The organism is Alicyclobacillus acidiphilus NBRC 100859, from assembly GCF_001544355.1.
In the GTDB taxonomy this organism is placed as follows: Bacteria; Bacillota; Bacilli; order Alicyclobacillales; family Alicyclobacillaceae; genus Alicyclobacillus; species Alicyclobacillus acidiphilus.
Window position 1 is genome coordinate 18,881 of sequence record NZ_BCQI01000015.1, and the last position, 24,195, is coordinate 43,075.

General features: G+C 55.9%; 24 protein-coding genes and 1 other annotated feature. Of the genes, 22 read left to right on the top strand and 2 right to left on the bottom strand.

Features of this window, described 5'->3' with window-relative positions; translation table 11 throughout:
* The first annotated feature begins 12 nt into the window (after positions 1–12).
* From rapZ to AAC01S_RS08015, 6 genes are all read left to right on the top strand, one after another.
* A complete protein-coding gene (gene rapZ, locus AAC01S_RS07990) occupies positions 13–888 on the top strand; it encodes an RNase adapter RapZ (RefSeq protein ID WP_281178120.1) in 876 nt (291 codons plus the stop codon).
* Between the two features lie 3 nt (positions 889–891).
* On the top strand, positions 892–2,052 hold the full coding sequence (mgfK, locus tag AAC01S_RS07995) for a gluconeogenesis morphogenetic factor MgfK (protein ID WP_067621171.1): 1,161 nt from the start codon (positions 892–894) through the stop codon (positions 2,050–2,052).
* A gap of 11 nt (positions 2,053–2,063) precedes the next feature.
* On the top strand, positions 2,064–3,008 hold the full coding sequence (whiA, locus tag AAC01S_RS08000; RefSeq protein ID WP_067621172.1) for a DNA-binding protein WhiA: 945 nt from the start codon (positions 2,064–2,066) through the stop codon (positions 3,006–3,008).
* A 131-nt stretch (positions 3,009–3,139) separates the two neighbouring features.
* Positions 3,140–3,403: an HPr family phosphocarrier protein gene (locus AAC01S_RS08005; protein WP_067621173.1), complete on the top strand. Its 264-nt coding sequence runs from the start codon at positions 3,140–3,142 to the stop codon at positions 3,401–3,403.
* Between the two features lie 91 nt (positions 3,404–3,494).
* The gene (locus tag AAC01S_RS08010; protein WP_067621174.1) at positions 3,495–4,058 is read left to right on the top strand and encodes a hypothetical protein; all 564 of its coding nucleotides are present in this window, start codon (positions 3,495–3,497) and stop codon (positions 4,056–4,058) included.
* 88 nt (positions 4,059–4,146) lie between these two features.
* Positions 4,147–4,662 carry a DUF402 domain-containing protein gene (locus tag AAC01S_RS08015; protein ID WP_067621175.1) on the top strand — a complete coding sequence of 172 codons (516 nt, stop codon included), beginning with the start codon at positions 4,147–4,149 and terminating at the stop codon, positions 4,660–4,662.
* Between the two features lie 42 nt (positions 4,663–4,704).
* On the opposite strand, the gene AAC01S_RS08020 is transcribed toward AAC01S_RS08015, so the two are convergent.
* Positions 4,705–4,929, bottom strand: coding sequence for a hypothetical protein (locus AAC01S_RS08020; protein WP_067621176.1), 225 nt, complete (start codon positions 4,927–4,929; stop codon positions 4,705–4,707).
* A gap of 119 nt (positions 4,930–5,048) precedes the next feature.
* Between AAC01S_RS08020 and mutY the strand changes: the two genes are divergently transcribed.
* The 8 genes from mutY to AAC01S_RS08060 all read left to right on the top strand — a co-directional run bounded on the left by mutY (position 5,049) and on the right by AAC01S_RS08060 (position 13,072).
* Entirely contained in the window at positions 5,049–6,227 is a 1,179-nt protein-coding gene (gene mutY, locus AAC01S_RS08025) for an A/G-specific adenine glycosylase (RefSeq protein WP_067621177.1), read from the top strand.
* Positions 6,228–6,287: 60 nt separating this feature from the next.
* A complete protein-coding gene (locus AAC01S_RS08030; RefSeq protein WP_245630122.1) occupies positions 6,288–6,938 on the top strand; it encodes a Bax inhibitor-1/YccA family protein in 651 nt (216 codons plus the stop codon).
* 56 nt (positions 6,939–6,994) lie between these two features.
* Positions 6,995–7,228, top strand: a binding site (T-box leader).
* Positions 7,229–7,327: 99 nt separating this feature from the next.
* On the top strand, positions 7,328–9,736 hold the full coding sequence (gene leuS / locus AAC01S_RS08035; RefSeq protein WP_083511621.1) for a leucine--tRNA ligase: 2,409 nt from the start codon (positions 7,328–7,330) through the stop codon (positions 9,734–9,736).
* 83 nt (positions 9,737–9,819) lie between these two features.
* The gene (locus tag AAC01S_RS08040) at positions 9,820–10,518 is read left to right on the top strand and encodes a FadR/GntR family transcriptional regulator (RefSeq protein ID WP_245630123.1); all 699 of its coding nucleotides are present in this window, start codon (positions 9,820–9,822) and stop codon (positions 10,516–10,518) included.
* 90 nt (positions 10,519–10,608) lie between these two features.
* Positions 10,609–11,037: a hypothetical protein gene (locus AAC01S_RS08045; protein WP_067621180.1), complete on the top strand. Its 429-nt coding sequence runs from the start codon at positions 10,609–10,611 to the stop codon at positions 11,035–11,037.
* 205 nt (positions 11,038–11,242) lie between these two features.
* Positions 11,243–11,437: a hypothetical protein gene (locus AAC01S_RS08050; RefSeq protein WP_067621181.1), complete on the top strand. Its 195-nt coding sequence runs from the start codon at positions 11,243–11,245 to the stop codon at positions 11,435–11,437.
* A gap of 81 nt (positions 11,438–11,518) precedes the next feature.
* Positions 11,519–12,580 (top strand): sporulation integral membrane protein YtvI, encoded by a 1,062-nt coding sequence (ytvI, locus tag AAC01S_RS08055; RefSeq protein ID WP_174520835.1) that lies wholly within the window; start codon positions 11,519–11,521, stop codon positions 12,578–12,580.
* A complete protein-coding gene (locus AAC01S_RS08060; RefSeq protein WP_067621183.1) occupies positions 12,581–13,072 on the top strand; it encodes a DUF402 domain-containing protein in 492 nt (163 codons plus the stop codon).
* On the opposite strand, the gene AAC01S_RS08065 is transcribed toward AAC01S_RS08060, so the two are convergent.
* Entirely contained in the window at positions 13,060–13,632 is a 573-nt protein-coding gene (locus AAC01S_RS08065) for an RsfA family transcriptional regulator (protein ID WP_067621184.1), read from the bottom strand. The two genes, AAC01S_RS08060 and AAC01S_RS08065, sit on opposite strands and share 13 nt — an antisense overlap.
* A gap of 274 nt (positions 13,633–13,906) precedes the next feature.
* Here AAC01S_RS08065 and AAC01S_RS08070 point away from each other — a divergent pair, with 274 nt between their 5' ends.
* The 8 genes from AAC01S_RS08070 to AAC01S_RS08105 all read left to right on the top strand — a co-directional run bounded on the left by AAC01S_RS08070 (position 13,907) and on the right by AAC01S_RS08105 (position 24,102).
* Positions 13,907–16,192 (top strand): DEAD/DEAH box helicase, encoded by a 2,286-nt coding sequence (locus AAC01S_RS08070; protein WP_067621185.1) that lies wholly within the window; start codon positions 13,907–13,909, stop codon positions 16,190–16,192.
* Between the two features lie 5 nt (positions 16,193–16,197).
* On the top strand, positions 16,198–17,451 hold the full coding sequence (locus tag AAC01S_RS08075; RefSeq protein ID WP_067621186.1) for a ribonuclease H-like domain-containing protein: 1,254 nt from the start codon (positions 16,198–16,200) through the stop codon (positions 17,449–17,451).
* A 72-nt stretch (positions 17,452–17,523) separates the two neighbouring features.
* Positions 17,524–18,168, top strand: a complete 645-nt coding sequence (locus AAC01S_RS08080) for a DUF1054 domain-containing protein (protein WP_067621222.1) — start codon at positions 17,524–17,526, stop codon at positions 18,166–18,168.
* Between the two features lie 69 nt (positions 18,169–18,237).
* Positions 18,238–19,680, top strand: a complete 1,443-nt coding sequence (locus tag AAC01S_RS08085) for a bifunctional metallophosphatase/5'-nucleotidase (RefSeq protein ID WP_067621187.1) — start codon at positions 18,238–18,240, stop codon at positions 19,678–19,680.
* A 42-nt stretch (positions 19,681–19,722) separates the two neighbouring features.
* Positions 19,723–20,421, top strand: coding sequence for an endonuclease III (nth, locus tag AAC01S_RS08090; RefSeq protein ID WP_157071098.1), 699 nt, complete (start codon positions 19,723–19,725; stop codon positions 20,419–20,421).
* A 21-nt stretch (positions 20,422–20,442) separates the two neighbouring features.
* Positions 20,443–21,042 carry a DUF2140 family protein gene (locus AAC01S_RS08095; RefSeq protein WP_067621189.1) on the top strand — a complete coding sequence of 200 codons (600 nt, stop codon included), beginning with the start codon at positions 20,443–20,445 and terminating at the stop codon, positions 21,040–21,042.
* Positions 21,043–21,142: 100 nt separating this feature from the next.
* Positions 21,143–22,954, top strand: a complete 1,812-nt coding sequence (locus AAC01S_RS08100; RefSeq protein WP_067621190.1) for a spore germination protein — start codon at positions 21,143–21,145, stop codon at positions 22,952–22,954.
* A complete protein-coding gene (locus AAC01S_RS08105; RefSeq protein WP_067621191.1) occupies positions 22,951–24,102 on the top strand; it encodes a GerAB/ArcD/ProY family transporter in 1,152 nt (383 codons plus the stop codon). Before AAC01S_RS08100 ends, AAC01S_RS08105 begins: the two co-directional genes overlap by 4 nt.
* The last annotated feature ends 93 nt before the right edge of the window (positions 24,103–24,195 follow it).

Sequence of the window (24,195 nt, forward strand, 5' to 3'; positions counted from 1 at the left end):
GGGTGATGGGCGGTGACGACTACTTCTCTCCAGACGCTTGTGCTTACCGGAATGTCGGGCGCGGGAAAATCAGTCGCTATGCAGGCGCTTGAAGACTTGGGCTTCTTTTGTGTGGACAACATGCCACCCGCGTTGATTCCTCGTTTGTTGGATATGGCGGATCGGACCTCGGGAAAATTGGCGAAAATGGCTTTTGCATGCGACTTGCGCGGTGGTGAACTGTTCGAACCGTTGCTCTTGACATTGAAGGAACTGCGGGATCGCTTGGACGGGGAAGTCACGCTCATCTTTCTCGACGCGGACGACGCCGCGCTTGTTCGCCGCTACAAAGAATCTCGCCGCCGTCATCCACTCGCTGCGGAACACGGCGCCCGCCTGTTGGAGAGCATCCAACAGGAGCGGCAGGTGCTGTCGGCGATTCGGGCGGCGGCAGACGTCGTGATCGATACGAGCAACACGTCGGTGAGCCAGTTGAAGCAGGAACTGAGCCGGCGTTTTCTGCACAACGCGGTTGGCATGCCTGTTCACATCGTTTCATTTGGATTCAAGTACGGCGTTCCGCTTGACGCGGACATGGTGTTTGACGTGCGTTTTCTGCCGAATCCGCATTACATCGACGATCTGCGGCCGTTTACAGGCGAAGAGAAGCCTGTGTTTGACTACGTGATGCAGTGGCCCGCCACCCAAACGTTTTTGAAAAAGACGGAAGACATTTTGGATTTTTTGATTCCGGAATATCAGCGGGAGGGGAAGAGCCAGTTGGTTGTGGCGATTGGCTGCACGGGGGGAAGACACCGTTCCGTCGCCGTGGCTCGGGAGATCGCCAGACACTTAAAGTCAACCACGGATGTCGAGTTGACGCACCGCGATTATAGGCGGGAGGGCTGATTTATGCGTCAATGGTGGTTGTTGGCTTGGACCATCGCTTGCTTTGGCATCGGTATCTTGGCGGGTGTCGTGCGTCTGTCAAAGTGGCCGCACGCCACATTCCTTGGGCTTGCTGTTCTGCTTGCGGCCGTCGTCCTGCTGGCATTCGGCTGGTGGTCAGACATGCGGCAGATCAGACGTCGGGCCAAGTGGCAGGAGCGGCGATTGAAGATTGTCGCAATGGGCGGAGGTACCGGCCTTTCGACGATACTTCGCGGATTGAAAGAGTTTCAAGTCGACTTGACGGCCGTGGTCACGGTTGCCGACGACGGAGGAAGTTCTGGACGGCTTCGCAACGACTTCGCCATGCCGCCGCCGGGCGACATTCGGAACTGTCTCGTGGCGTTGGCGGATACGGAACCGCTCCTGGAACGGCTCCTCCAATATCGATTCCACGCTGGCGAAGGATTGGAAGGACACAGTTTCGGCAACCTTTTCCTAGCAGCCATGACACATATCATGGGCGACTTTGAGTCTGCCGTACGCGAAACCAGCCGTGTTCTCGCGGTTCGGGGCAAAGTGCTTCCGGCAGTGAAGGAGGATGTCAGGCTGCGGGCCCACTTGACCGATGGCAAGGTCGTCGAAGGCGAATCCAACATCCCGCTCGCGGGCGGGCAGATTGAAAAGTTGGAATTGGTGCCGCAAAATCTCGAGCCGCTGCCGGATGTACTGAAGGCGATTGAACATGCGGACGCAATCGTCGTCGGTCCGGGCAGTTTGTACACGAGTGTCCTCCCCAATCTTCTTGTGCCGGGGATGGTCGACGCCATCGAGAAGAGCAAGGCGCGCAAGATCTACGTGTGCAACGTCATGACACAGCCTGGCGAGACGGACAACTTGTCCGCTTCCAGTCACGTCAAGGCCATTCAACGCCATATTGGCAAAAAGCTGTTCGACTACGTGTTGGTCAATGCTGCGCCGTTGCCCGACGAGGCTTTGGCGAAATATCAGTCGCAGCAAAGTTATCCGGTGCGCGTCGATATCGAGGAATTGAATCGCCTTGGCCTGAAGGTAATTGCGAGGGATTTTGTTCACTATGCCACGTATGCGCATCACGACAGTCGGAAAGTGGCGGAACAAATCGTCAGCTTGTTGGGGTATGAGCGGGAAAAGAGCCGGAGTTAGGGGGGAAGTCGATGTCGTTCGCCGCAGAGACCAAAAAAGAACTGACACAGTTGTCATCCGATCCGGCGGAGTCCAGACACGAGCTCATGGCTATCGTCGCGCTCGCTTCCACCGTCACGACGATCGACGGCCGACAGCAACTGGCGATCGAGACAGAGAATGTTGCGACCGCGCGACGAATATATACATTACTGAAAACGTTTTTTCAAGTTCAACCCGAGGTCGTTGTTCGCAAGAAGATGCGGTTGAAGAAGAATCATGTGTACGCAGTTCGTTTGACTGGCTCGCAGGCGGAAACCGTTCTCGAGGATCTGGGTTACAAGGGAGCGTGGGCTGACGGCCCGTTGGCGCCGAACTGGGTCGTTTCCGCCGAGGATGCTTTGCAGCGGGCTTTTCTACGAGGTTCCTTTCTTGCCAGCGGATCCGTGAATTCCCCAGGAAGTCCGTCCTATCATCTCGAGATTTACTCACCCAATCAGGAACTGGGACGTATTTTGGTTGATTTGATGAATTCTTACGATCTCCACGCGAGAATGACGCCTCGCAAGAAAGGTTTTATCGTTTATCTCAAAGAAGGCGAGAAAATCGTCGATTTTTTGAACCTGATTGGTGCTGTCCGAGCTTTGCTGAAATTTGAAGACACTCGCATCATCAAAGGAATGAGAAATCAGGTCAATCGGTTGGTCAACTGTGAAACGGCCAATATGAACAAGACCATTTCAGCGGCGGTTCGTCAAATGGAACACATTCGGGTGATTCAAAATCGCGGCGGCCTCGAAAGCTTGCCGGAGCATCTGAGAGAAGTTGCGGAGGCGAGAATCCGCCATCCGGAGGCGAACCTGCAAGAGCTGAGCAAACGGCTCGGCGGCAGGGTGTCCAAATCGGGGTTGAATCATCGATTCAAACGGATTGAGGACATCGCCAACGGACTTCGAATGAATCCGCCCAAGCACTAAAAGGCTTCGAACGCGCAAGACTGTCAGGGATTCGTCAAATTCTTGCGGCAGATTAGCTTACAATGGCCTATGGGTGAGGGATCCCGGCGTGATATACTTGTGACAATACATTCAGGAATTTGGTGATGCGTATGGTGCAGAAGGAAGCGACCGTCCGTTTGCAAGGTGGTTTATTTGCACGCGCGGCTGCCAAGTTTGTGCAAGCGGCGACGCACTTTAAGTCGGAAATATTCATTGAGAAGGACGGCCGATCCGTCAACGCCAAGAGCATCATGGGCGTCATGTCGCTGGCGATTGCATCGGGACAGCGCGTGACCATCCAAGCCTCCGGGCCGGACGAAAGTCATGCGGTCGACGAACTCGTCACGTTCATTGAGTCGGATCAACTTCCGTAAATCCTCCTCGGTCTAACGCTGCCATCCTTTGTTCTGTCCTATGGGACTGGGTCATAAACTGGTCACAGGGGCTTACAAAGGAGGTGCGTTCATGCGTTCCTCAAGAATGCGCCTTGGTCGTCGTCATCGGTTCCCAACTTGGGTGCTGATCATCCTGGGCGTTTGTGTAGTTCTTTTCATGTTCGAGGCATATCGGCTGGTTATGCCGTTTGTTGCTCGTAATCCTCTGTACCACGAAGTGAATTTTGGTCAAAAAATCATTGATGATTGGGAATACGAAGGAGAGGATCCGGAAGGATACCTCCAATTTTACAACGAGAAGACTGGTGAACCTGCCATTCTCCCGCCCAATTCCAAACTCTTCGGTGCAGATGGCAAATGGGTCGTGATTGAACGAGCGGACGCGGCATCTCTGACGTATGCGGAACCTCTGGAAAGCGCGCCGCCGTACTGGTATCTGGTGATGCTCGGCATTGTCGGCGGGTTTCTCTGGTTCATGATTCATCGCCGCAAAGTGGCGAAACGGGGCAGAATGAATTTGGCCAAGTCGGCCAACCGTTCCCTCAACGCCATGTTTGGTGGCGGGGATCCCGTTCACGTGAAGACGAAGCGTTTTCGACCCGCCAGGACGCAAAAGCGCCGCCGTTACCCATAGGTGAAGACGCTGGTTTGACTTTGTGTTTTCCGCAACTCATGGTAGTCTATAGGGAAAAGCGGATTTCGCGGAGTCAGGAGGGGCGTGTGTGGCGCTTCGAACAGGCCGCGTTCAGCAAATCCACAAGCGGGAAGAGCGCGGAATCGACCGATCGAATGAGCCGTTCACCATCGACAAGTTTTTTCGGCGACCTGGACTGGTCGTCGTGGAACGCCCCGCCTTTGAGCATGGCTATAGCAATCACATGCGTGAAATTTACCCACAATGGGGCATTGCGGTTAGTACTTGCATGAACCAAGGGGTGCCTGTGAAGCATCCGAGGCTCCGTTTTGACCATTACGTCGATTTGGTGAAGGTTTGGGAAGATCAAGAATACATCTACGTCGAAGATATGTATGTGGACGTGCTGCTCTATGAGCGGTCATACTATCACGTGATTGATCTCGAGGAATTCGGGGAAGCTTTATTTACGCGGCAGGTGAGTATGGCTGAAGCTCGGCGAGTTTTGGATAACACGCAGCGCTTCGTCGACAGTATGAAGCGCAGTAAGCTGTCGTATCAGGTTTGGAAACACAAGTATGGCATACATCGGAAGTATCCATAATGCGCCCCAGAAGCGGTTCGCCTCTGGGGACGCCACACCAGCTTATTCCTGAATTTCACTCATCACGTCCTGTGCGATTTTCATGGCGTCTGTGCCCTCGCCTATTGCTTTAGACGCTTTCCCTTGCATCTGCCGAACGGCTTCCCACGCGGCAATCCCTACACTTGCCCCAATAAACAACGCGGTCATCGTTCCCATCCCACTGCGACGCTGTGGCATCATTCGATGGCGTGCGGCACCTGCGACCGTGTTCAACATATTCCACATGGACAGCACCTCCCGGATCGTATTGTGCCCTGCTTTACGTCAGGTATGTCGGACTGGCTGCCGTTGCGCCATCGATATATGATGGAGCCAGAGCGTGACGCCAGGAGGTTTTACATTTATTGAACTCAGAAGAAAGCTTGGACCTTTTATCTCATACATTAGTAACGTGGTATCGGAATCACGCGAGGGACTTGCCGTGGCGGCGCACATCGTCGCCGTACGCGATTCTCGTAAGTGAAACGATGTTGCAGCAGACTCGGGTCGAGACGGTCATTCCATATTATCATCGATTCTTGGACGCGTTTCCCACGCCGAAGGCCTTGGCCGACGCCGACGAGCAGCACGTGCTCAAGCTCTGGGAGGGGCTCGGATATTACCGGCGGGCTCGCAATCTGCAACGCGCGATGCAGATCATACGCGATCACCATGCCGGCTCGATTCCAGAGGATATCGAGGCGATCCGAAGTTTACCTGGCGTCGGGGCATACACCGCGGGCGCTGTGATGAGCATCGCGTTCAACCGGCCTTACGCCGCTGTCGACGGCAATGTCCTGCGGGTCATGGCGCGCTACCTCGGCATCGTCGATCCGGTGGATCAAACGCCTACCAAGCGGGCTATCGAAGCGAGTGTTCAGTCCGCCATCGAACATTCAGAGCCGCGACTGTTCACGCAAGCGTTGATGGAACTCGGAGCCATGATCTGTGTGCCGCGCAAGCCGCAATGTCTCGTGTGTCCTGTCGCCAGTGGATGCGCGGCGTTTGCTTCGGGCCAAGCCGCCGAACTGCCGGTCAAGACACCGAAGAAGGCAAGACGGGTGGTCACTGTGGTGGCGCTGTGGATCGAGCGAAATGGTGAGCTTCTCGTGGAACAGCGAGCTGCTGACGGGCTGCTGGCGAACATGTGGCAGCTGCCAGCTATCGAATCGACGGCGCCGATCGCGATGGAGCAAACAAGCGAGGTGTTACGGCTCGCGCGCGCGCGATTGAATCAGTACCGAACCGTGGACGGAGGGGTGGATGCAGGCCTTCCTATGTCGGACGAATGGGCTGGCGAGGGTGGCACGATGATCCATGAATCGCCCACGGATTTTGTGTTGATGACCTCCGAGCGGCACGTCTTCACGCATTTGGAGTGGAACGTGATTGTCGTTCGGCCAGTCGGCTATCACAATCTCCCCATCGAGGACCTGCCTCCGAACGCCAGGATGGTGCCAGTCGAAGATCTGCGTTCATTGGTTTGGCCGAAGGTGTATTCGACAATACTGCAAAGGTTGGCCCGGTTTGAAACGGGCAACTAAATTTGACATTATCATTGCGTGATCACGCATTTTGGCTGTGCAAACCGAAGGAGGATGCTCATGCAAAGTTACAGCTTGTCGCAAAACAAGGTGCTTAGCCGCGTCTTTTTGGGACTGTGCGGAACATTGCTTGCTTCCATGTGCGGGGTGATTTTTGCGACGCAGTTGCCGTATAGCTTGATCCGGTGGCTCGTGGTGCTTGAAATTTGCATGTTCTTTGTCGCTATGTTTATGCAGACCAGGCGATCCATTGGTTTCGGGTTCGTCTACGCGTTCACGTTTGTGTCAGGTATGACGCTCTGGCCCGTGATCAGCTACTATGCGACCACGCTCGGCGCGGGGCTCGTCATTCAGGCCATCGCGGTCACGGCGGGTTCCTTCCTGGCTACCGCCGTCATTGCATCGAGATCGTCGATGGATTTTTCGTTTTTGCGGGGTTTTTTGTTGGTAGGATCGATCGCGTTGCTCTTGATGATGATCGTTTCGTTGTTCACGGGCTTTTCATCGACGATGGAACTGACGTATTCGCTGCTTGGTATCGCCATTTTCGTCGGGTATATCCTGTTCGACGTCAACCGCATCGCCCGTTATGGAGTCTCAGAACAGTATGTGCCGTGGATCGTGCTGTCGCTCTATCTCGACTTCGTCAACCTGTTCCTCTTCATCCTGCGGTTGATGGGCGTGCTGGGCGGATCGTCCAACCGCCGATGAAGGCAAAGTGCTGATTGCAAATGGGCGGACTTTGCGTATACTTTGAATAAACGCATAGATGTCCGTTGATGCGCAACACGGCCTGTAAAGCACTTTCAGAGACCCGGTGGCTGGTGCAAATCGGGAGTGCCTAGGCTTCGCTCGGCGCGGAGGATCTCGTCTGAAACGGCGGCGGGCCGTCTAGGTGCCGTCATCGAAGTAGGGTGGGACGCGACCTGGCGTTACAGGTGAGTGGGAGCTGTAATCGGGCTTCAAGATAGGTGGTACCACGGGGAACTCTCGTCCTATAATACGGGCGGGAGTTTTTCTTTTGACGGCGTCGCATGGTGCAAGGTGGGACCAGCCAATCATCCGAAGGAGATAGAGATTAGGGGGAACGGAAGATGGACTTGGAATATCGTCCACAGGAGATTGAACGAAAATGGAAGGAAGTATGGCGAACAACCGGGGTTCACAAGGCGCACGGCCATACGAACAAACCGAAGTACTACTGTCTGGACATGTTCCCGTACCCTTCCGGCAATGGATTGCATGTCGGCCACTGGCGAGGGTACACGATCTCGGACGTGTGGAGCCGTTACAAACGTCTGCTGGGCTATGAGATTTTGCATCCGATGGGTTGGGACGCGTTCGGGCTGCCGGCTGAAAACTACGCGATTCAAAACGGCATCCATCCGCGAGTCGCCACAGAGAAAAATATCGCGAACTTCAAACGCCAGTTGGAAGAGATCGGGGCGATGTACGATTGGGATCGCGAAGTGAACACCACCGATCCCGACTACTACCGCTGGACTCAATACTTCTTCGTCAAGATGTTTGAGCGGGGACTGGCGTATCGCAAGAAGATGCCGATTAACTGGTGTCCGAGCTGCAAAACGGGGCTCGCCAACGAGGAAGTTGTCGACGGGCGTTGTGATCGATGCGGCGCCGAGGTCACCAAGCGCGAGATGTACCAGTGGATGCTTAAGATCACAGCGTATGCGGATCGTCTGCTGGACGATCTCGACAAACTGGACTGGCCCGAGCATGTCAAACGGATGCAGCGAGCCTGGATTGGCCGCAGTGAAGGCGCGCGCATTCGCTTCAAAGTCGACGGCTCCACGGACGAGATCGAAGTGTTTTCGACGCGTCCGGATACGATTTACGGAGCTACATATATGGTGTTGGCTCCTGAACACCCGTTGGTTCAGTCGATCACGACGGAAGATCGGCAGGCCGACGTCGAACGATACGTCGAGGAGTCGCTTCGCAAGTCGAATATCGAACGCCAGGTCGTCGACAAGACGAAAACTGGGGTATTCACGGGGGCGTATGTGAAGCATCCGCTCGTCGACAGAAAGCTTCCAGTGTGGGTCGCCGACTACGTGCTGATGGATTACGGCACCGGCGCGATTATGGCGGTGCCTGCCCACGACGAACGAGATTTTGAATTCGCCAAGCAGTTTGGTCTCGACATCATTCCAGTGGTTCAGCCAGAGGATGGCGAAGCTGAAGAACTGTATACGGGCGATGGCCGAATGATCAATTCCGAGTCGCTCAACGGTCTTGGCGTCGAAGAAGCGAAACGCGAGGCCGTCAAGTTGCTGAGCGCGACGGGGCAGGCGGAAGCGACCGTAAACTACCGTTTGCGCGACTGGGTATTCGCAAGGCAGCGCTATTGGGGCGAACCGATTCCTATCGTTCACTGCGACATGTGCGGCCCAGTCGCTGTGCCGGAGGACCAGTTGCCCGTCACATTGCCGGAAGTCGAGCGATATGAGCCGACAGGCACAGGGGAGTCGCCGCTCGCCGCGATCGAATCGTTCGTCAACACGACTTGCCCGAAGTGCGGGGGCCCGGCGAAGCGGGAAACCGACACGATGCCGCAATGGGCGGGATCCTGCTGGTACTTCCTTCGCTACGCGGATCCGCACAACCACGAAGCGCCGTTCTCGCAAGAGGCGATCCACTACTGGCTGCCGGTCGACATGTATATTGGCGGCGTCGAACACGCGGTGCTGCACTTGCTCTACTCGCGCTTTTACGTGAAGTTCATCCACGATCTGGGGCTGATCCAGTTCGACGAACCGTTCCAACGGCTGTTCACGCAAGGAATGATCACGTTGAATGGCGCGAAGATGAGCAAATCCAAAGGCAACGTCGTCAACCCGGATGATATTATCGCGACTTATGGGGTCGACGCGCTGCGGATGTACGAAATGTTTGTGGGACCGCCGGAAGACGAAGCCGAGTGGAATACAAACGGACTCGAAGGCGTGGCGAGATTCTTGGGGAGGACCTTCCGGCTCGTCGCGGGGCACGCGGCACATCCAGTTCCGGGACGCGATTCCTTGCACAAGCTGCGGCATCGCTTTGTGGCAACGCTGACCGAGCGGATGGAGAGTTTTCGCTTCAACACGTCCGTGAGTGCGTTTATGGAATACGTCAACGCGTTGTCGAACGAAGCCAAACAAGGTCTCGATCCGGACACCTTGGAGACGCTGACCATCGCCATCAGCCCGTTTGCGCCGCACCTCGGCGAAGAGTTGTGGTCGCTGCTCGGGCACAAGGAGTCCGTCTTTGAAGCTGCGTGGCCGACGTACGACGAAACATGGCTCAAGGACGACGAAGTGGAAATTGCCATTCAGATTAACGGCCGCGTCAGGGGAAAGTTGGTCGTCGCCGCCGATATTTCCGAAGCCGACGCGATCGCGCTGGCCAAACGCGCACCTGACATCCAGGAATGGGTGCAAGGCAAGGAGATTGTCAAAGAGCTCTACGTGAAAGGACGACTGGTCAACATCGTCGTCAAGGGCTGAGCAGGGAAACGGATTGCGATTTGCGAATGATCTGGAGGACGGCAGAATTCGGTAAAAGCTATCGGGATCGAGAGGAGCTGAGCATGATGGATGGGTATTCCGTCGATGGGCGAAAGTTGTACATGCGAATTGCCGACGAAATACGGAACCTGATTGAACTTGGCAAATTTCGTCCCGGGGAGAAACTGCCGACCCTCCAATCGCTCGCGGATCAATTTTCCTGCAGTCGGGCCACGATTCGCGAAGCTTTGGGCGCTTTGCGCGGCCAGGGTTTGGTGGAAATTCGCCATGGCGACGGCACCTACGTGAGGACGGCGTCGGTCGAAATGTGGATGCAGCCGTTGGACGCCGCCATTTTGCTGGGGACGAACCAGGTTGTCCAACTGATTGAACTGCAGACGGCCATTCTCGCCGGCATCGCCCACGCTGCTGCGAAGCGGCGAGCGACACAGGATTATTCGGCCTTGTCGCGGGCGTTGTTCGAATTGGAGGCTTCAGGTCGGCACAGTGAACACCGCATTGCGAGCGAATTGCACTTTTACGCGGTGCTGGCCGAATGCGCCCAAAATCAGGTTTTGGAAAATACCTTTCGCGTCTTGCAGGAAGCCTTGCGGAGCAGCCTTCGCCTGTTAAACCCAAAGCGGGATCTTGGTTTGCACACTTGTCGTGCGCTGTACGATGCAGTCCAGATGGAGCGGGCGGACGTCGCCCGTGAGGTTGTCTACGCGTATGGGGAAGAACTGATCCGGGCTGTACGGCCCCAAAAATTTCGCATGGACTGATGCGATAGCCGTTCTCTAAATCAGGAATTCGTGATATACTGATTCATGAAAGCGCTATCAAAACATTGTGCCTGCGAAAGGTTGATTTACATGGTGCAGAAGGTGCTTGTCGCTGCTTGTTCTGAAGAGGATCGGCAGTTGGTTGAACAAGCGATGCGCGAAGGTCTCTACGTGAAGGTATTAGATTGCTTCGAGGAACTCCATAATAAAGTGAAGACGTGGTATCCACAATCGACGATACAGGTGCCAGCACATAAAACTTCTGTACGGACTGCTGTAGAAGCAGAAGGTTTTGACGTTGCTATCGTACGTGAGACGGCTCACGACTTTATTCGTTCGGCATTGTTGGTTCAGGCGCTCCGTGAATCTGGTGTTGGTCAGGTCATTCTGTTCTGCAGGGACGCTGCTCGTACTCAACTCTATCGCCGCTGCGGCGCGCATCGGGTATTGGTCATCAGTCCTGGGGAAGATGTTTGGAATCGGTTGACCCCGTTTCTGTCCACACATATCACCGCCTAACTGCAGCCAGCTCCTCGCCGGGCGCCTTCGGCGAGGAGCTGGACTCGCATCAAAAGGCTCCACAAGCTCGTCTGTCCAATCCACGTATCCAACTTGCATGTTCGGTGTGCTATCATAAGTGTGCATCGATGTAGTGCGTCGATATGGTTCAACATGGTTCAAGATCTCGAACGATGGCCAGTTCGACTACCTGGAGGCGAGGGCAGTGTCGGCTTCAATTCGTTTTATGTTCTTTTGTGTCGCGTTGTTTACGATGGCATTTCTAGCGGCAGGATCCATGTTGATGGCGGTTGGCCATCATGATCTGCTTGTAACCCTAAGCTTTGTGTTAGGCATAGCGCTTGCTGGGCTGGGTTTTGCGATGCGCAGGCGTTTTGTCAAGCCACCAACTGCTGATTGAGAAGGGGCGCTTTGTTTGCGAGCGGGCGAACGTGAAGTTCGAATTCGCAGGTATTTGTGGCGAGTCCTCGAGGTCACTATCATGCTGGCGTTCATTGCGCTGGTGGTTGTAACTCTCACCTATCTCATGAAGTACATTATGCCGTTCGTCATTGGTTGGGTTTTCGCAATTCTACTGATCCCGATTGAGCGATGGGTCGAACGGCGGGGCATTCGACGAATGCCTGCGGTATTAATCGTGATGATTTTTGCGGTCTTGTTGGCTTTGGCGATCTCGATAGGTTTGATCATCGGCACGCTTCGCGAAGCCTCTTCGTTCGTGACGCACAGCGAGTCGTTTTTCCGCGATGAAATGCGAGATTTTCGCAGGAGCCTTGCGAGCGGGCAGGCCTTGTTTGGACAGTTGCCGCCGCAGATTGCCAATTCCGTGCAATCGGCCGCCGTACAGTTCTCTCACAGTGTCGAAGCTAGTATCCACAAAGTCGTTACTTCCATCGTATCGATTGTGGCCCATCTCCCTGACACGTTGTTCATTTTCGTGATTTCCGTGATCACGGCCTTCTTCATTCTACTCCGCCGCGAACAAATGCTGGCATTCGTGTATCGGCTTATGCCGCCGGGTTGGGCGCCCAAGCTGGATATCGTATTTGCCGACATGGAACGGGCGTTCCTCGGCACCATTCGGGTTCAGTTTATCCTGATGTGCATGTCAGCCGTACTTGGCGTGACAGGGATGCTCATCTTGCATTTTCCGTACGCGGTGCTGCTTGGCATTTTGTTTGCGCTGACAGGGCTCGTTCCGATTCTCGGGTCGGCGTTGTTGACTGTGCCATGGGCCATCGGCGCCTTATTGGTCGGGGATACTTCAACCGCCGTCAAGGTGCTGGCGCTTCAAGTCGTGATTTCTTTGATCCGACACGCGATCGAACCGAAGATCCTTGCGGACAGTGTGGGTTTGAATACATTGACCACGCTTTTTGGCCTCTACGTCGGGTTGAAGGCGCTCGGCATTCTCGGACTGTTTCTGGGGCCGATTATGCTGATTGGGGCCAGAGGATTATTGAGTACCCGGCTGTTCGTGGATTTCCTGCCGCAGGAGAAGATCATCATCGCGCGGGACGGCGATGATCCAGGAGGGGAGTAAATGCGTCTCGTGAGCATTCATGCGGACGGGACCGCCCACCGAATCTGGTCCGAAGCGATTTCCACGCACACATTTGGGGCGTACTGGATTCGCCCGAACACGTCCGTGTATGACGCGAACGGAAGGGTGTGGAGCAGTGATTTCCCTGTCGTTGGCCTGTTTTGGCCGAATCAGTTCTATCAGGTGTTCCTCCTGCTCAAATCCGACAGAACGGACTATTACGCCAATGTGATCGCCCCGCCGCTGTTCGGCGAACAGGTGACCTTTATCGATCTCGATCTCGACGTGATCGTCGAAAATGGCCTGGTCCAACTGGCGGATATCGAAGAATTTGAGGCTCGCAAGGACAGGTATCCAGTTGCATGGATTCAACAGGCGGAACAGGCAGCGCGGACGTTGCAGACGTTGGCGGAGGCGTCTGCGGGGCCGTTTCGGCCCGCCTTGGCGGAATCTTGGCGGGCCTATGTGAATCGGCACGGTCAACTGCTTTGACGGGCGGGATCGCCAAGTAGTTTCCGGGCGCGTTCCATAATGGCAAAGAGCGTGCGAGAGTCCTCTTCCAACTGTTCGGGGCTGAACGGCTGCTCAGCCGGTTGCTGCACCGAGTTGAGCTGCTCTTCCAAAGCCTCGACTCGCTGACTGAGGAGGGCCTTCTCGTTTTCGATTTGTTGCACATATGCCCGAAGTTTTTGATACTGCGCATCGTACGTTTGAAGGAACTCGATGACGTCGCTCATCGACTCGCTTACTGGTTCTCGGGACGAGTTCGGCTGAGACGTGGTTGAAGATACCGCATTCACCGAGGGCTGGGTGGTTTGTTTGCGGGCTCGTTTCGCGTCTTCGATCTCGCTCCGATAATGTTTTCTGACGACGCCATTCCAGCGATAGCCACACGCGGCCGGGGTTCGACCCAAGAGACTCGCCGCTTCTTCGAACGCTTTGAGTTGCGTACTTCCCGTCCGAATGTGAGTAAGCACGAGTTCGGCCAAACGTGTATCATCGTCTGGTGTCCACGCATCGGAACGTGTCGCCCATTTCTCAACCGTTTGCAAGGCAATTCCTCCCTCTAGTCGGTACTATAGCTTTATTGCCATGGTGTACAAGATTTATACCCTTCCTACTGGGCTGTTTACTTACATGCTATGTTTGGTTTTTGAATTCGTGACAGAGTTCCAGTCAAAATTTCGTAGAAGCCTGAAATGGACTCTTTTAGTTCGGGTTGACGTAGGGTGAAACAGAACAGGAGTTCGCATCGTCGGCGTCGAATGTTGTCAGGATAGTGATACGTCGTCGCACTGTCGAAGGACACTTGGGGGACGGTTTTTTATGAATTTGGATCAGCTGTTGCACGAATGGAAGCGAGACGAACAATTCGTCGAGCAGGTCGCCGCGTGGCGCGTAACGCCGGCTCGTTTGGGCCAATATCGGGAGATCCCAGGCTCGGTGCACCAAGAGGTGCGGTTCGCGCTCGAACAGCGCGGCATTCAGTCCTTGTACAGCCATCAGGCAGAGGCCTGGGAAGTTGCCGCACGCGGACAGGATCTCGTGGTGGTCACGCCCACGGCAAGCGGCAAGACCCTCTGTTACAACCTTCCGATATTAGATCAAATTTGCAAAAATCCTGCCACAAGGGCGCTCTATATTTTTCCAACCAAAGCGCTCGCGCAGGATCAAGTCGCCGAATTACACGGACTGCTAGGCCACGTCAAGACGCAGATTCAGTCCTTTACATACGATGGCGACACGCCTGTCAACGCCAGGCAAAAGATTCGCGAGGCGGGGCAAATTGTCGTGACCAATCCCGACATGCTGCACTCGGCCATTTTGCCGCATCACACCAAATGGCTGAAGCTGTTCGAGAATCTGCGCTACATCGTGATCGACGAAACCCACATGTATCGGGGGGTATTCGGGAGCCACTTCGCGAACGTCATCCGCCGCTTGCTGCGAATATGCGAGTTCTACGGCGCGCGTCCGCAGTTCATCATGAGTTCGGCAACCATCGCCAATCCAGGAGAGCTGGCGCACTGGTTGACGGGCCGGGAGATTCACGTGATTGGCGAGTCAGGGGCGCCGCAGGGGGAAAGGCACACCATCTTGTACAATCCGCCCATCGTGCAGCCTCAACTGGGGCTTCGCGCTTCGTCGCTGCAGACAGCCAGACGGCTTGGCGGGCGCTTGTTGCGCGAGGGCATCGCGACAATTGCTTTCGTAAAGACCAGAACCCAGGTCGAAGTGCTTGCGTCTTACCTGAAGAGCGACGCGCGCGAGCGTCAACGCGGCGAAATTGTGGGGTATCGCGGCGGGTATCTGCCGCATGAACGCAGGCGGATTGAGCGAGGATTGCGCGCCGGCGAGATCACAGGTGTCGTCAGTACAAACGCCCTGGAGTTAGGCGTCGACATCGGATCGCTCGACGCGGCCATCACCGTCGGTTACCCCGGCTCCATCGCTTCGATTCTGCAGCAGAGCGGTCGTGCGGGTCGAAGGAAAGGCGTGTCGCTCTCGTTGGTGATTGCCAATGCCTCCGCCTTGGATCAATACCTGATGGCGCATCCAGAGGCGCTCTTGGAATCGTCCCCGGAATCGGCCAGAATTTACCCCGACAATTTGCTGATCTTGATGGATCACTTGAAATGCGCGGCGTACGAACTGCCGTTTGCCGCAGACGAGCAGTTTGCGGTGGAGACCACCGCGGAACTCTTGGAGTATTTGGCGGATGCGCGCGTACTTCATCGCGGTCGGGACGCGAAATTCTACTGGATGTCCGACGCCTTGCCTTCCCAAGGCGTCTCGCTGCGCAGCGCGTCGCAGGAAAATGTCGTGATCATCGATCAGACAGATACTGCACATCCCGTGGTCATCGGCGAAACGGACCGTTTCGGCGCCCTGACCACACTGCACGAGGAGGCCATTTACCTCCATCAGTCGAAATCGTATCAGGTGGAACGACTCGATCTCGACAACGGCAAGGCGTTCGTTCGCCGCGTCGACTGCGACTACTACACCGATGCGGAGTTGGCGGTACGGCTGCAGGTCTTGGACGAGCTCGAAGTCGTAGAGCAGGATACCGCGGTTCATCGTTTCGGAGAAGTGGCTGTAAACGCCACGCCGACGCTGTTCAAGAAGATCAAGTTCGATACGCACGAGAACCTCGGTTGGGGAAGGATCTATTTGCCGGAAGCGGAATTGCACACGACCGCGTATTGGTGTTCGTTCGCCGAGTCGTCGTTCGATTTTAGCCAAGACGATTGGGAATCGGCTTTGAAAGGCTTTGGCCATGTGCTGAAACACGCTGGCGCTCTGCACTGCATGTGTGCGCCGAGCGATCTGCATGCGACGGTACAGGTCAAAGATCCGTTGCACGGCCGCCCCAGCGCGTACGTGTACGACGCGTACCCCGGGGGGATTGGTCTCGCCGAACGAATGTTCCGAGACAGAGATCTGATCCTACGTTCTTCTTTCGACATGATTCGAGCTTGCGCCTGTGAGAGTGGCTGCCCCAGTTGCGTAGGACCAGGACAGGTGGATGAAGGGCTGAAGGATCGCGTTCTGCAGTTACTCCACTCGCTTGTGGTCGACGGTTTGTCTCTTGCAGAGCGAGGAGTGTGAGCAACGTGGCGCGAAGCCTATTGGACAAGGTCCGGGCGCTCCAGGAGAGCGTCTCTGGCAGAGAGACAAGCCCATTGCCGACAGATGATCGGGATCTGCTTGGCGAGCGCTTGGATGGGCATGTGCACGATCCATCCACAGAGCTGCTGGCGGCGGGATTTTCCCGGATCGAGACGCCGTTTGGCCATTGTTGGTGCCGTACGACCCCGTTCGATGTCTGCACGCGCCACGGTGACGCGCTGTTTCGCGACTTTCTGGAACTCGAGGCGGGGGGACTGTCGCGGCTCTTAGGGAGCAGACTGGACATCGGTTCCGTTCGGTTTTACGACACCGAGACAAATGGTCTCGGAACAGGCGCGGGAACACTTCCGTTTTTGCACAGTGTAGGGTATTTCGCCGAGGACGAATTTTGCGTGGCGCAGTATTTCGTCGACGATTACGACGCCGAAGCGGCCGTCCTGTACGCCATGGAGAGCAATCATTTCACGGACGGAGACGCGATTTTGGTAAGTTACAACGGCAAGTCGTTCGACTGGCCGTTGCTGCAAAGCCGCCGAGTGATGAGGCAGTTGGCGAAACTATCGGTCAAACATCTGGATCTCCTGCATCCGAGTCGGCGCCTGTGGAAACATGAATTGCCGTCGGTGAAACTGGCGGAGATCGAGCGGCATGTACTGAACGTCGAGCGCGAACACGACTTGCCTGGCAGTGAGGCTCCGGCCCGCTATTTCGAGTACTTGGAAAGCCGTTCGTTTGACGTAATGGAAGATGTCTTTCGGCACAATCTGCTCGACGTGTGTTCGCTTGTCGCCCTGTGCGTCAAGATCAGCCACTTGATTGACGGTGTCGCGGAAGCCAGCGGGGGGCGGACACATCTTGCTTTGGCGACTTGGTTTGACGCGTGGCACGATATCCAAGCGGCCGGAATCGCGTATCGCAACGCCGTCAACGCGCGGGACGCGGACTGGCGGAGTTTCTGGCTCTACAGCTTGTTTCTCAAAAGGCAAGGGGCTTTGGAAGAAGCTGCTTCCATCTGGACCACACTGGCTGACCAGGCTCCCGGGCAGCCTGAGCCGGCCATCGAACTGGCCAAGTACTATGAACATCACGTGCGAGATTTTGCCGCAGCCTTGGCGATTGTAGAGAAGACGCTGAACCAGCATGGCGTGTCGCCGCCGTTGGCTGCGGCCCTGGAATATCGGTTGGCGCGTATTCAGAGGAAACTTGCGCAACAGTGCAAGGGCGCAGGCTGGAGTTGACGAACCTTGCGCTGGAACAGCGCGTTGTCTAGATTAAGTTTAAGATGTTGTCTGATGTTTTATCAGGGAGGTATGTCCGTGTTTTCAGGGTTTGACGAAGCGGATTTCGAAGTGTTTTCCATACCTGGTCTTGATTCGAGAATGAACGCCTTGAAAGCGCGGACCCGTCCTAAGTTGGAAGAGTTGGGACGCCACTTCTCGGCTTTTCTGTCTCCCCGCGTCCAGGAGCAGATGTACGCGCACGTGGCAAAGCACGCCCGCAGAACGGTGAATCCTCCGGATGACACGTGGGTCGCGTTCAGCGCCAACGCGCGGGGATATAAGCAGCATCCGCATTTTCAGATTGGACTTTGGAGTACACACGTCTTCATCACGTTCGGCTATATTTACGAAGCGACGGGAAAGGCCGCGTACGGCGCGTATCTCGAGCGTTTGGCCGAGGACATCGTCAAGTGGATGCCAGACGATTTCGTCTACATTCCAGATCACACCAGTCGTGAATGTGTGCCGTCGAGTGAAGTGTCCGCAGGCGAACTTAGAACGTTCGGCCAGCGTTTGCAGACGTATAAAGGTGCGGAGTTGCTCGTTGGGCGGAGGATCGAGCGGGACGACGCCGTTCGGATGTCTGGTCAGGCGTTGATCGACACGGCTGAGCAAACGTTCGAGGCGTTGATTCCGCTCTACCGCGAGGCGACTGTCTCCGGCCAGGTTCGGTAAGCTCGGCCTACCGTCGCGAGGAAACGCATACTATACACTGTCGTCTCGCCAACCTGAAGAGGTGACCGCGTGCGCATACATTTCTTACACATGAACGACGTTCATAGTCAGATAGAGAGTTACATGAGGCTCGGCCACGAGCTTCGTCGGCTGCGATCACGACTCCTGAACGACAGTGACGCCGTCTTTACGTTTGACATCGGCGACGTGCTGGATCGGGTGCGGCCAGAAACGGAAGCCACGATGGGGCTGCTCAACGCGGAGATGATGGCCGCGATTGAGGTGGACGGTTGGGTCTTCGGCAACAACGAAGGCCTGACCATTCCTGTGGCAGACTGGAGCGTTCTGGCGGAACGGTCGAAAGCGAATGTGTTTGGGACCAATTTGAGGGACGACAGCGGCCAGCCGTTCCCCTGCTTCGTGGATTATAAGACGTACGCCGTCGGCGGTATCGCGATTGGGATATTCGGTCTGACACCGGCTTACACGCTGCCCTATCGGATGTTGGGCGTTCAGCCAGCCGATCCGTTCCAGCGCGCGCAAGAAGCCGCCCGTCAGTTGCGGGCTGCAGGTGTCGATGTCGTCGTGTGTCTCTCGCACCTGGGCCTTCATGATGATCGGAAGTTGGCTTCGCAAGTTCCCGGCATCGACGTGATCCTCGGCGGTCATACGCACCAATTCATGCCGGAGGCCGAACGGGTCGGCAGCACGTACATCTTTCAACCAGGCAAGCACGCGAGGGCATTCGGCCATACCATCGTCGAGATCGATCCGGTGTCCCGCGACATCCAGGTCGTCAGTCGTCCGATGCTCGTCCATCACGACACGCCGTTCGATCCGGCAATGGAGCAGGTGTATCGTCGATATCGCCGCCACATCGAGGAAGTCCTGCATCGGCGCGTCGCCTCTCTGCCGAGTCGCCTGCCCGTGCTGTACGACGACGAGTCGAGCTTTGCGAATCTGCTCGCCGACGTGCTGTACGACGAATTCCATGGCGATCTCGCCGTGATGATGACCGGCGCCTTGAACGCGAGTCTGCTGCCAGGCGACGTGTCGCTCGACGCGTTGCTCGGAGCTTGTCCGACGCCGACCAGGCCCATTGTGGTCAGTCTGACGGGCCAGGAGATCTGGGACGCAATCGAACAAGCGATTCAGCCAGAGACATTCGACAAGCACGGTCTGGGGTTTGGTTTTCGGGGTGGCAAAATTGGCTATTTGGTCGTGTCCGGGGCGGTGATCGAATATGCGGAATCGATCGACGGCCGTCACCACGTGAGCCGAATTGTCATTGGCGACGAGACGCTCCACCCCGACAGTATGTATCGAGTGATTACATGCGAATACTTATGGCTCTCCCCGGTGTTCGCCAGCTTTCACAACGCCAGGGCAATCGATTACCAAGAGCCGTTGGTCCGCGAGGTTTTGTTGGCACGTTTAGGCGACGAGGGGCGGATCGCTCGAGCCATGACCCGTCGGTATGTACCTGCGGCGTCGGTTGCGAACACGCTGTGATCCATCGCTCATGTCGCGGAAGGAGATCATCAAGTGGCTTTGTTGACCAAACGTGAAACGGCGGTCGTGATCGAGCGGCTGGCTGAAATCTACCCTGACGCCAAATGCGCGTTGAACTTCACGACGCCGTTCGAACTGTTGATTGCGACGATGCTTTCCGCGCAATGCACCGATGTGCGCGTCAATATGGTGACGGAAAAGCTGTTCAAGAAATATCGCGGCCCGGAAGCGTACGCTGGGTTGGCGCCTGCCGAACTGGAGGAGGACATTCGGGAGGTCGGGTTGTTTCGGACCAAGGCGCAAAATATTGTGGCAACGTCCAATCTCCTGCTTGAGCGCTACGGCGGGGAGGTTCCGGCGGATCGGGAGGCCCTGGTCGAATTGCCAGGCGTGGGCAGGAAGACGGCGAATGTCGTACTGTCCAACGCGTTTGGACTGCCGGCTTTTGCCGTGGATACCCATGTGCTGCGAGTGACCAATCGCATTGGAATTGCGGACAGTTCTGATCCACTCAAGACCGAAGAGCAAGCTTGCTGGCGCATTCCAAGGGAAGATTGGTCGCGCGCGCATCATCTGTTCATCCACCACGGTCGAAACATCTGCGTGGCGAGAACGCCCAAGTGTCAGGTGTGCCCGATTACAGATGTTTGTCAATACTACGCGAAGTCCCTGCGGGAGGCGGCTCGCGCGGAGAAGGCGAAACCAAAGCGGACCGCCGCACTGCGGTCAAGCGGCAATTAGATTGAACCAGGAGGTCGTGTCATGTGGTGGAAACGGGCATTCATCATCCTTTTCGGCATCAATTTGCTGATCTGCGCAGCTGGTTTGATCGCTTGGAACGCCCTTCCTAATCATGCCCCAAGCCAAACGGTTTCGCCTGCGAAAACACCGGCGGGTGCGCCTTCCGTCGATGTCGTGATCGGGCAAGACGCAGTGAACGCTTACCTGGCGTACGCGATCCAGCAAGAAGCCGATCTACGGCAGATCGTCGAGGGAGCTCACGTTCAATTTGCGACAAACTGGGATTGCGATTTCTACATCGACGTCCTCGGCAAAGCGATGCCGTTCCATCTGACGATCACGCCGCTGATCGAAAATGGAAACATGCTCCTGCACGTCGAGAAGGCGTCCATGGCATCGATTCCGATTCCGAATCCAATCTTGTTCTCCCTTCTCGGACGCGCGCGTTGGCCGAACTGGATTCAAACGGATGCCGGTCACGACAATCTCGATATCAACTTCACGTCCCGACCCCAACAGCCATTCGGCGTGCGAGCCGTACAATATTCACCTGAGACTCAACAATTGACGATGCAAATCACGATCTCACCCAATACGCTCATGAAATCGACGAATTCCTGACCTCTTTGCCTCAAACGGCCTTCTCATTGGATAACTTGGGCACTCCTTTCACACTCTACAGGGTGACGACATGCTATTGAAAGTGTGGAGGGTGGCACTTGTGAATCGAATATTCGGAGGTGCCGTGAAGCGGCTGCTGACCGTCGACGACAGCGTATTGGACGAACAATTCTCGCTGGAGAACGACAATCTGGACTCGAGCTATCAATTCGGCCCGAGTGAAGCGCCGCCTGAGGAAGTCAACTTTACCACAGCGGAAAACATGAATTACCGCACCAACAAACGGGTGTCCATGAAGAAATTCTTACAGCGCGGCGAGCAGGAATACCACGCTGCCGTCGACAAGGCGAGGATTGGACACGACGTCGAAATACCAACACACTTGGAGGACATGCGCGCCAAGTTGGAGCGGGCGTTTCACATGCCCCAGAACAAGGACATTGTGGTTCGGGAATTCCAAGTGGGCGTGGAAGGCAATTCAAAATGGTCCGGCATGGTCGTGTTTGTCGACGGGCTGGCGGATAAGAACGTCATCAATCTGTCCATTCTCGAACCCCTGATGATTCTCACGCACCTGACCGATGCGCAACCGGAGCGCACCATGAAGTACGTCGCCGACAAAATGGTGCCAGGAAACCAGTCGGTGTTCGTCGACTCGTGGGCTGATTTGGTCAACAACGTATTGACAGGTTCCACAATCCTGTGGCTCGAGCACTGTTCCTCGGCTCTCGTCATTGAGACGAAAGGTTGGGAGCACCGAAGCGTATCATCCCCGCAAACGGAGGCGGTTGTGCGAGGTTCGCACGACGCGTTTACGGAGAGTTTCCGAACCAACACAGGCCTCGTTCGATCCCGGTTACGCACCGAGCACCTGGTCACGGAGATCATCAGTGTCGGCAACCTGGCTCGGACAGACATCGGCATCATGTATGTCCATGGATTGACCAATCCCAGTCTCGTGCGCGAAGTTCGAAAGCGAATTTCTGAGATCGACGTCGATTTCTTGATGGACAGCGGCATGTTGGAGCAGTTCATCGAGGACAAACCGAGCATGTTGATCCCGCAGGTGATGGCTACAGAACGGCCGGATCGGGTTGCCGCCTCGCTCGCAGAGGGGTACGTCGCGATTTTCGTTGGCAACACGCCGTTTTGCCTCATCGTTCCCGTCGTTCTATGGTCGCTGATTCATACGTCGGAAGACACGAATATTCGTTACCTGCCTGGCACGTTTATGCGCGTGCTGCGGATGATTGCTCTGTTCACGGCTCTATTGCTGCCATCGCTGTACGTCGCCGTCACGAATTATCATTCCGAGATGCTGCCGACCGACCTGATGTTGGCCATTGCCGGAAGCCGCGAGCAGGTACCGTTTCCTGTGGTGGTCGAAGTGTTGCTGATGGAATTCGCCATCGAGCTGATCCGCGAAGCTGGGATACGCATTCCCAGCGTGATCGGTCCGACCATCGGCATTGTCGGCGCGTTGATTATCGGGCAGGCGGCCGTGCAAGCAGGGATCGTGAGTCCGCTGCTCGTCATCGTGATCGCCACAACCGCGCTCGCTTCGTTTGCACTTCCGAACTACGAGCTGAGTATGGGCGTGCGCGTATTGCGTTTCGCATTTTTGGTGGCTGGTGCCATCCTGGGGTTTTATGGGATTTGCATCCTGCTTTGTGTGTACGTGGTTCGGCTCTCAATGCAAAAGTCGTTTGGCGTGCCCATCCTGTCGCCTGTCGCTCCCAACAGTGGATCGGCTCGCGACGTGATCGTGCGAGGACCGCTGTGGGGAATGAACAAGCGTCCGACATTCCTGCATCCGTTGCGCAGTTGGAGGCAGAATCCCATCACGAGACCGTGGAGCCAAACCACGGAGAAGCGAGCTGGCATCGGTTTTGGAAGGAGGAGATCGGATTGACGCAGAGTGCGCGGAGAAACGCCAAAGTTCCTTCGAATGAGATGACGGCGATGCTGATTATCTTCGTCGCCACCAACGCGTTCCTGACGTATCCACGGTACATCAGCCGGAACGCGTATGAAGCCGCCTGGATGGAACCCGTGCTGTCCGGTGCGCTCACGTTGATCCTGTTCCTGATTGTTGAATTCTTGCTTCGAAAGTATTTTCGCAACCTGGACATCGTCGAAGTGTCCAAAGAGGTGTTCGGACGTTTTGGGGCAGGCTGCGTCGCATTGCTGTTCTCTCTGTATTTCCTCTGCTCCACTGCAGCGGTCATGCGCGAGTTCACCGAGAATGTCGTGAGTACCGTCCTACCCGCGACGCCGCTCATCTTCGTCGGAGCGGTCTTTATGTTTGCTGTTGGCTACATCGCTTACGCTGGCATTGAAGGCATCTGTCGCGCTTCGTTTATCTTTCTTCCGCTTCTGCTCGTCGGCTTGGTGGCTGTTTGCCTGATGACGATGAATTGGTGGCACCCCTATTTTCTGCTTCCGCTTTGGGGAACTGGCGTTGACCGGGTGTTTGTCGGTTCGTTCCAGTACGCGTCGATCTTTGCCAACGTCCTCCTTCTGACCATCATCTATCCCCATGTCCACGACACGCGGGCGACGCGCCGCATGGGGGTTGTCAGCATCTCTGTGTCAACCTGTCTCTTAGTGGCGCTCATGCTCACGTATCACATGGTGTTTCCTCCGGAGGAGACTGGCAAAACGACATTCGCTCTGTATCGATTGGCGCGGATCATCCATATGGGACCATTCTTTCAGCGTTTGGAGAGCATTTTCGTCTTCCTTTGGGTGACCGCAGCGACCATCCGCATGTCGGTCACGTTGTGGGGTGCTGCCTACCTCTTGAGCAAGGCTTTCAACTGGTCGTCCTATCGGCCGGCAATTCCGTCGTTGGTGCTGATTTCGTTTTCGATGGGCATGTGGGCAGACAGTTGGGTCCAAGTGATCGATCTCGACGGCAAGTACCTGTTGCGCTGGGGATGGACGGTCGTCTTCGCGCTGCCGCTCGTCATCCTCTTGCTGGGATCGACGGTGCGTGCGATCCGGCGCGATCGCGCGGACGAACACGATGACAACGGAGGGCGGATGAGACGTGCTTAAATTCTGTTCGTTGATGGTCATACCTGTCCTTGTGTTTTTTTATACGATGTCGTTTTCGCGCTGGCTCGCGAAACGGGCCGGCACAGGCGCATA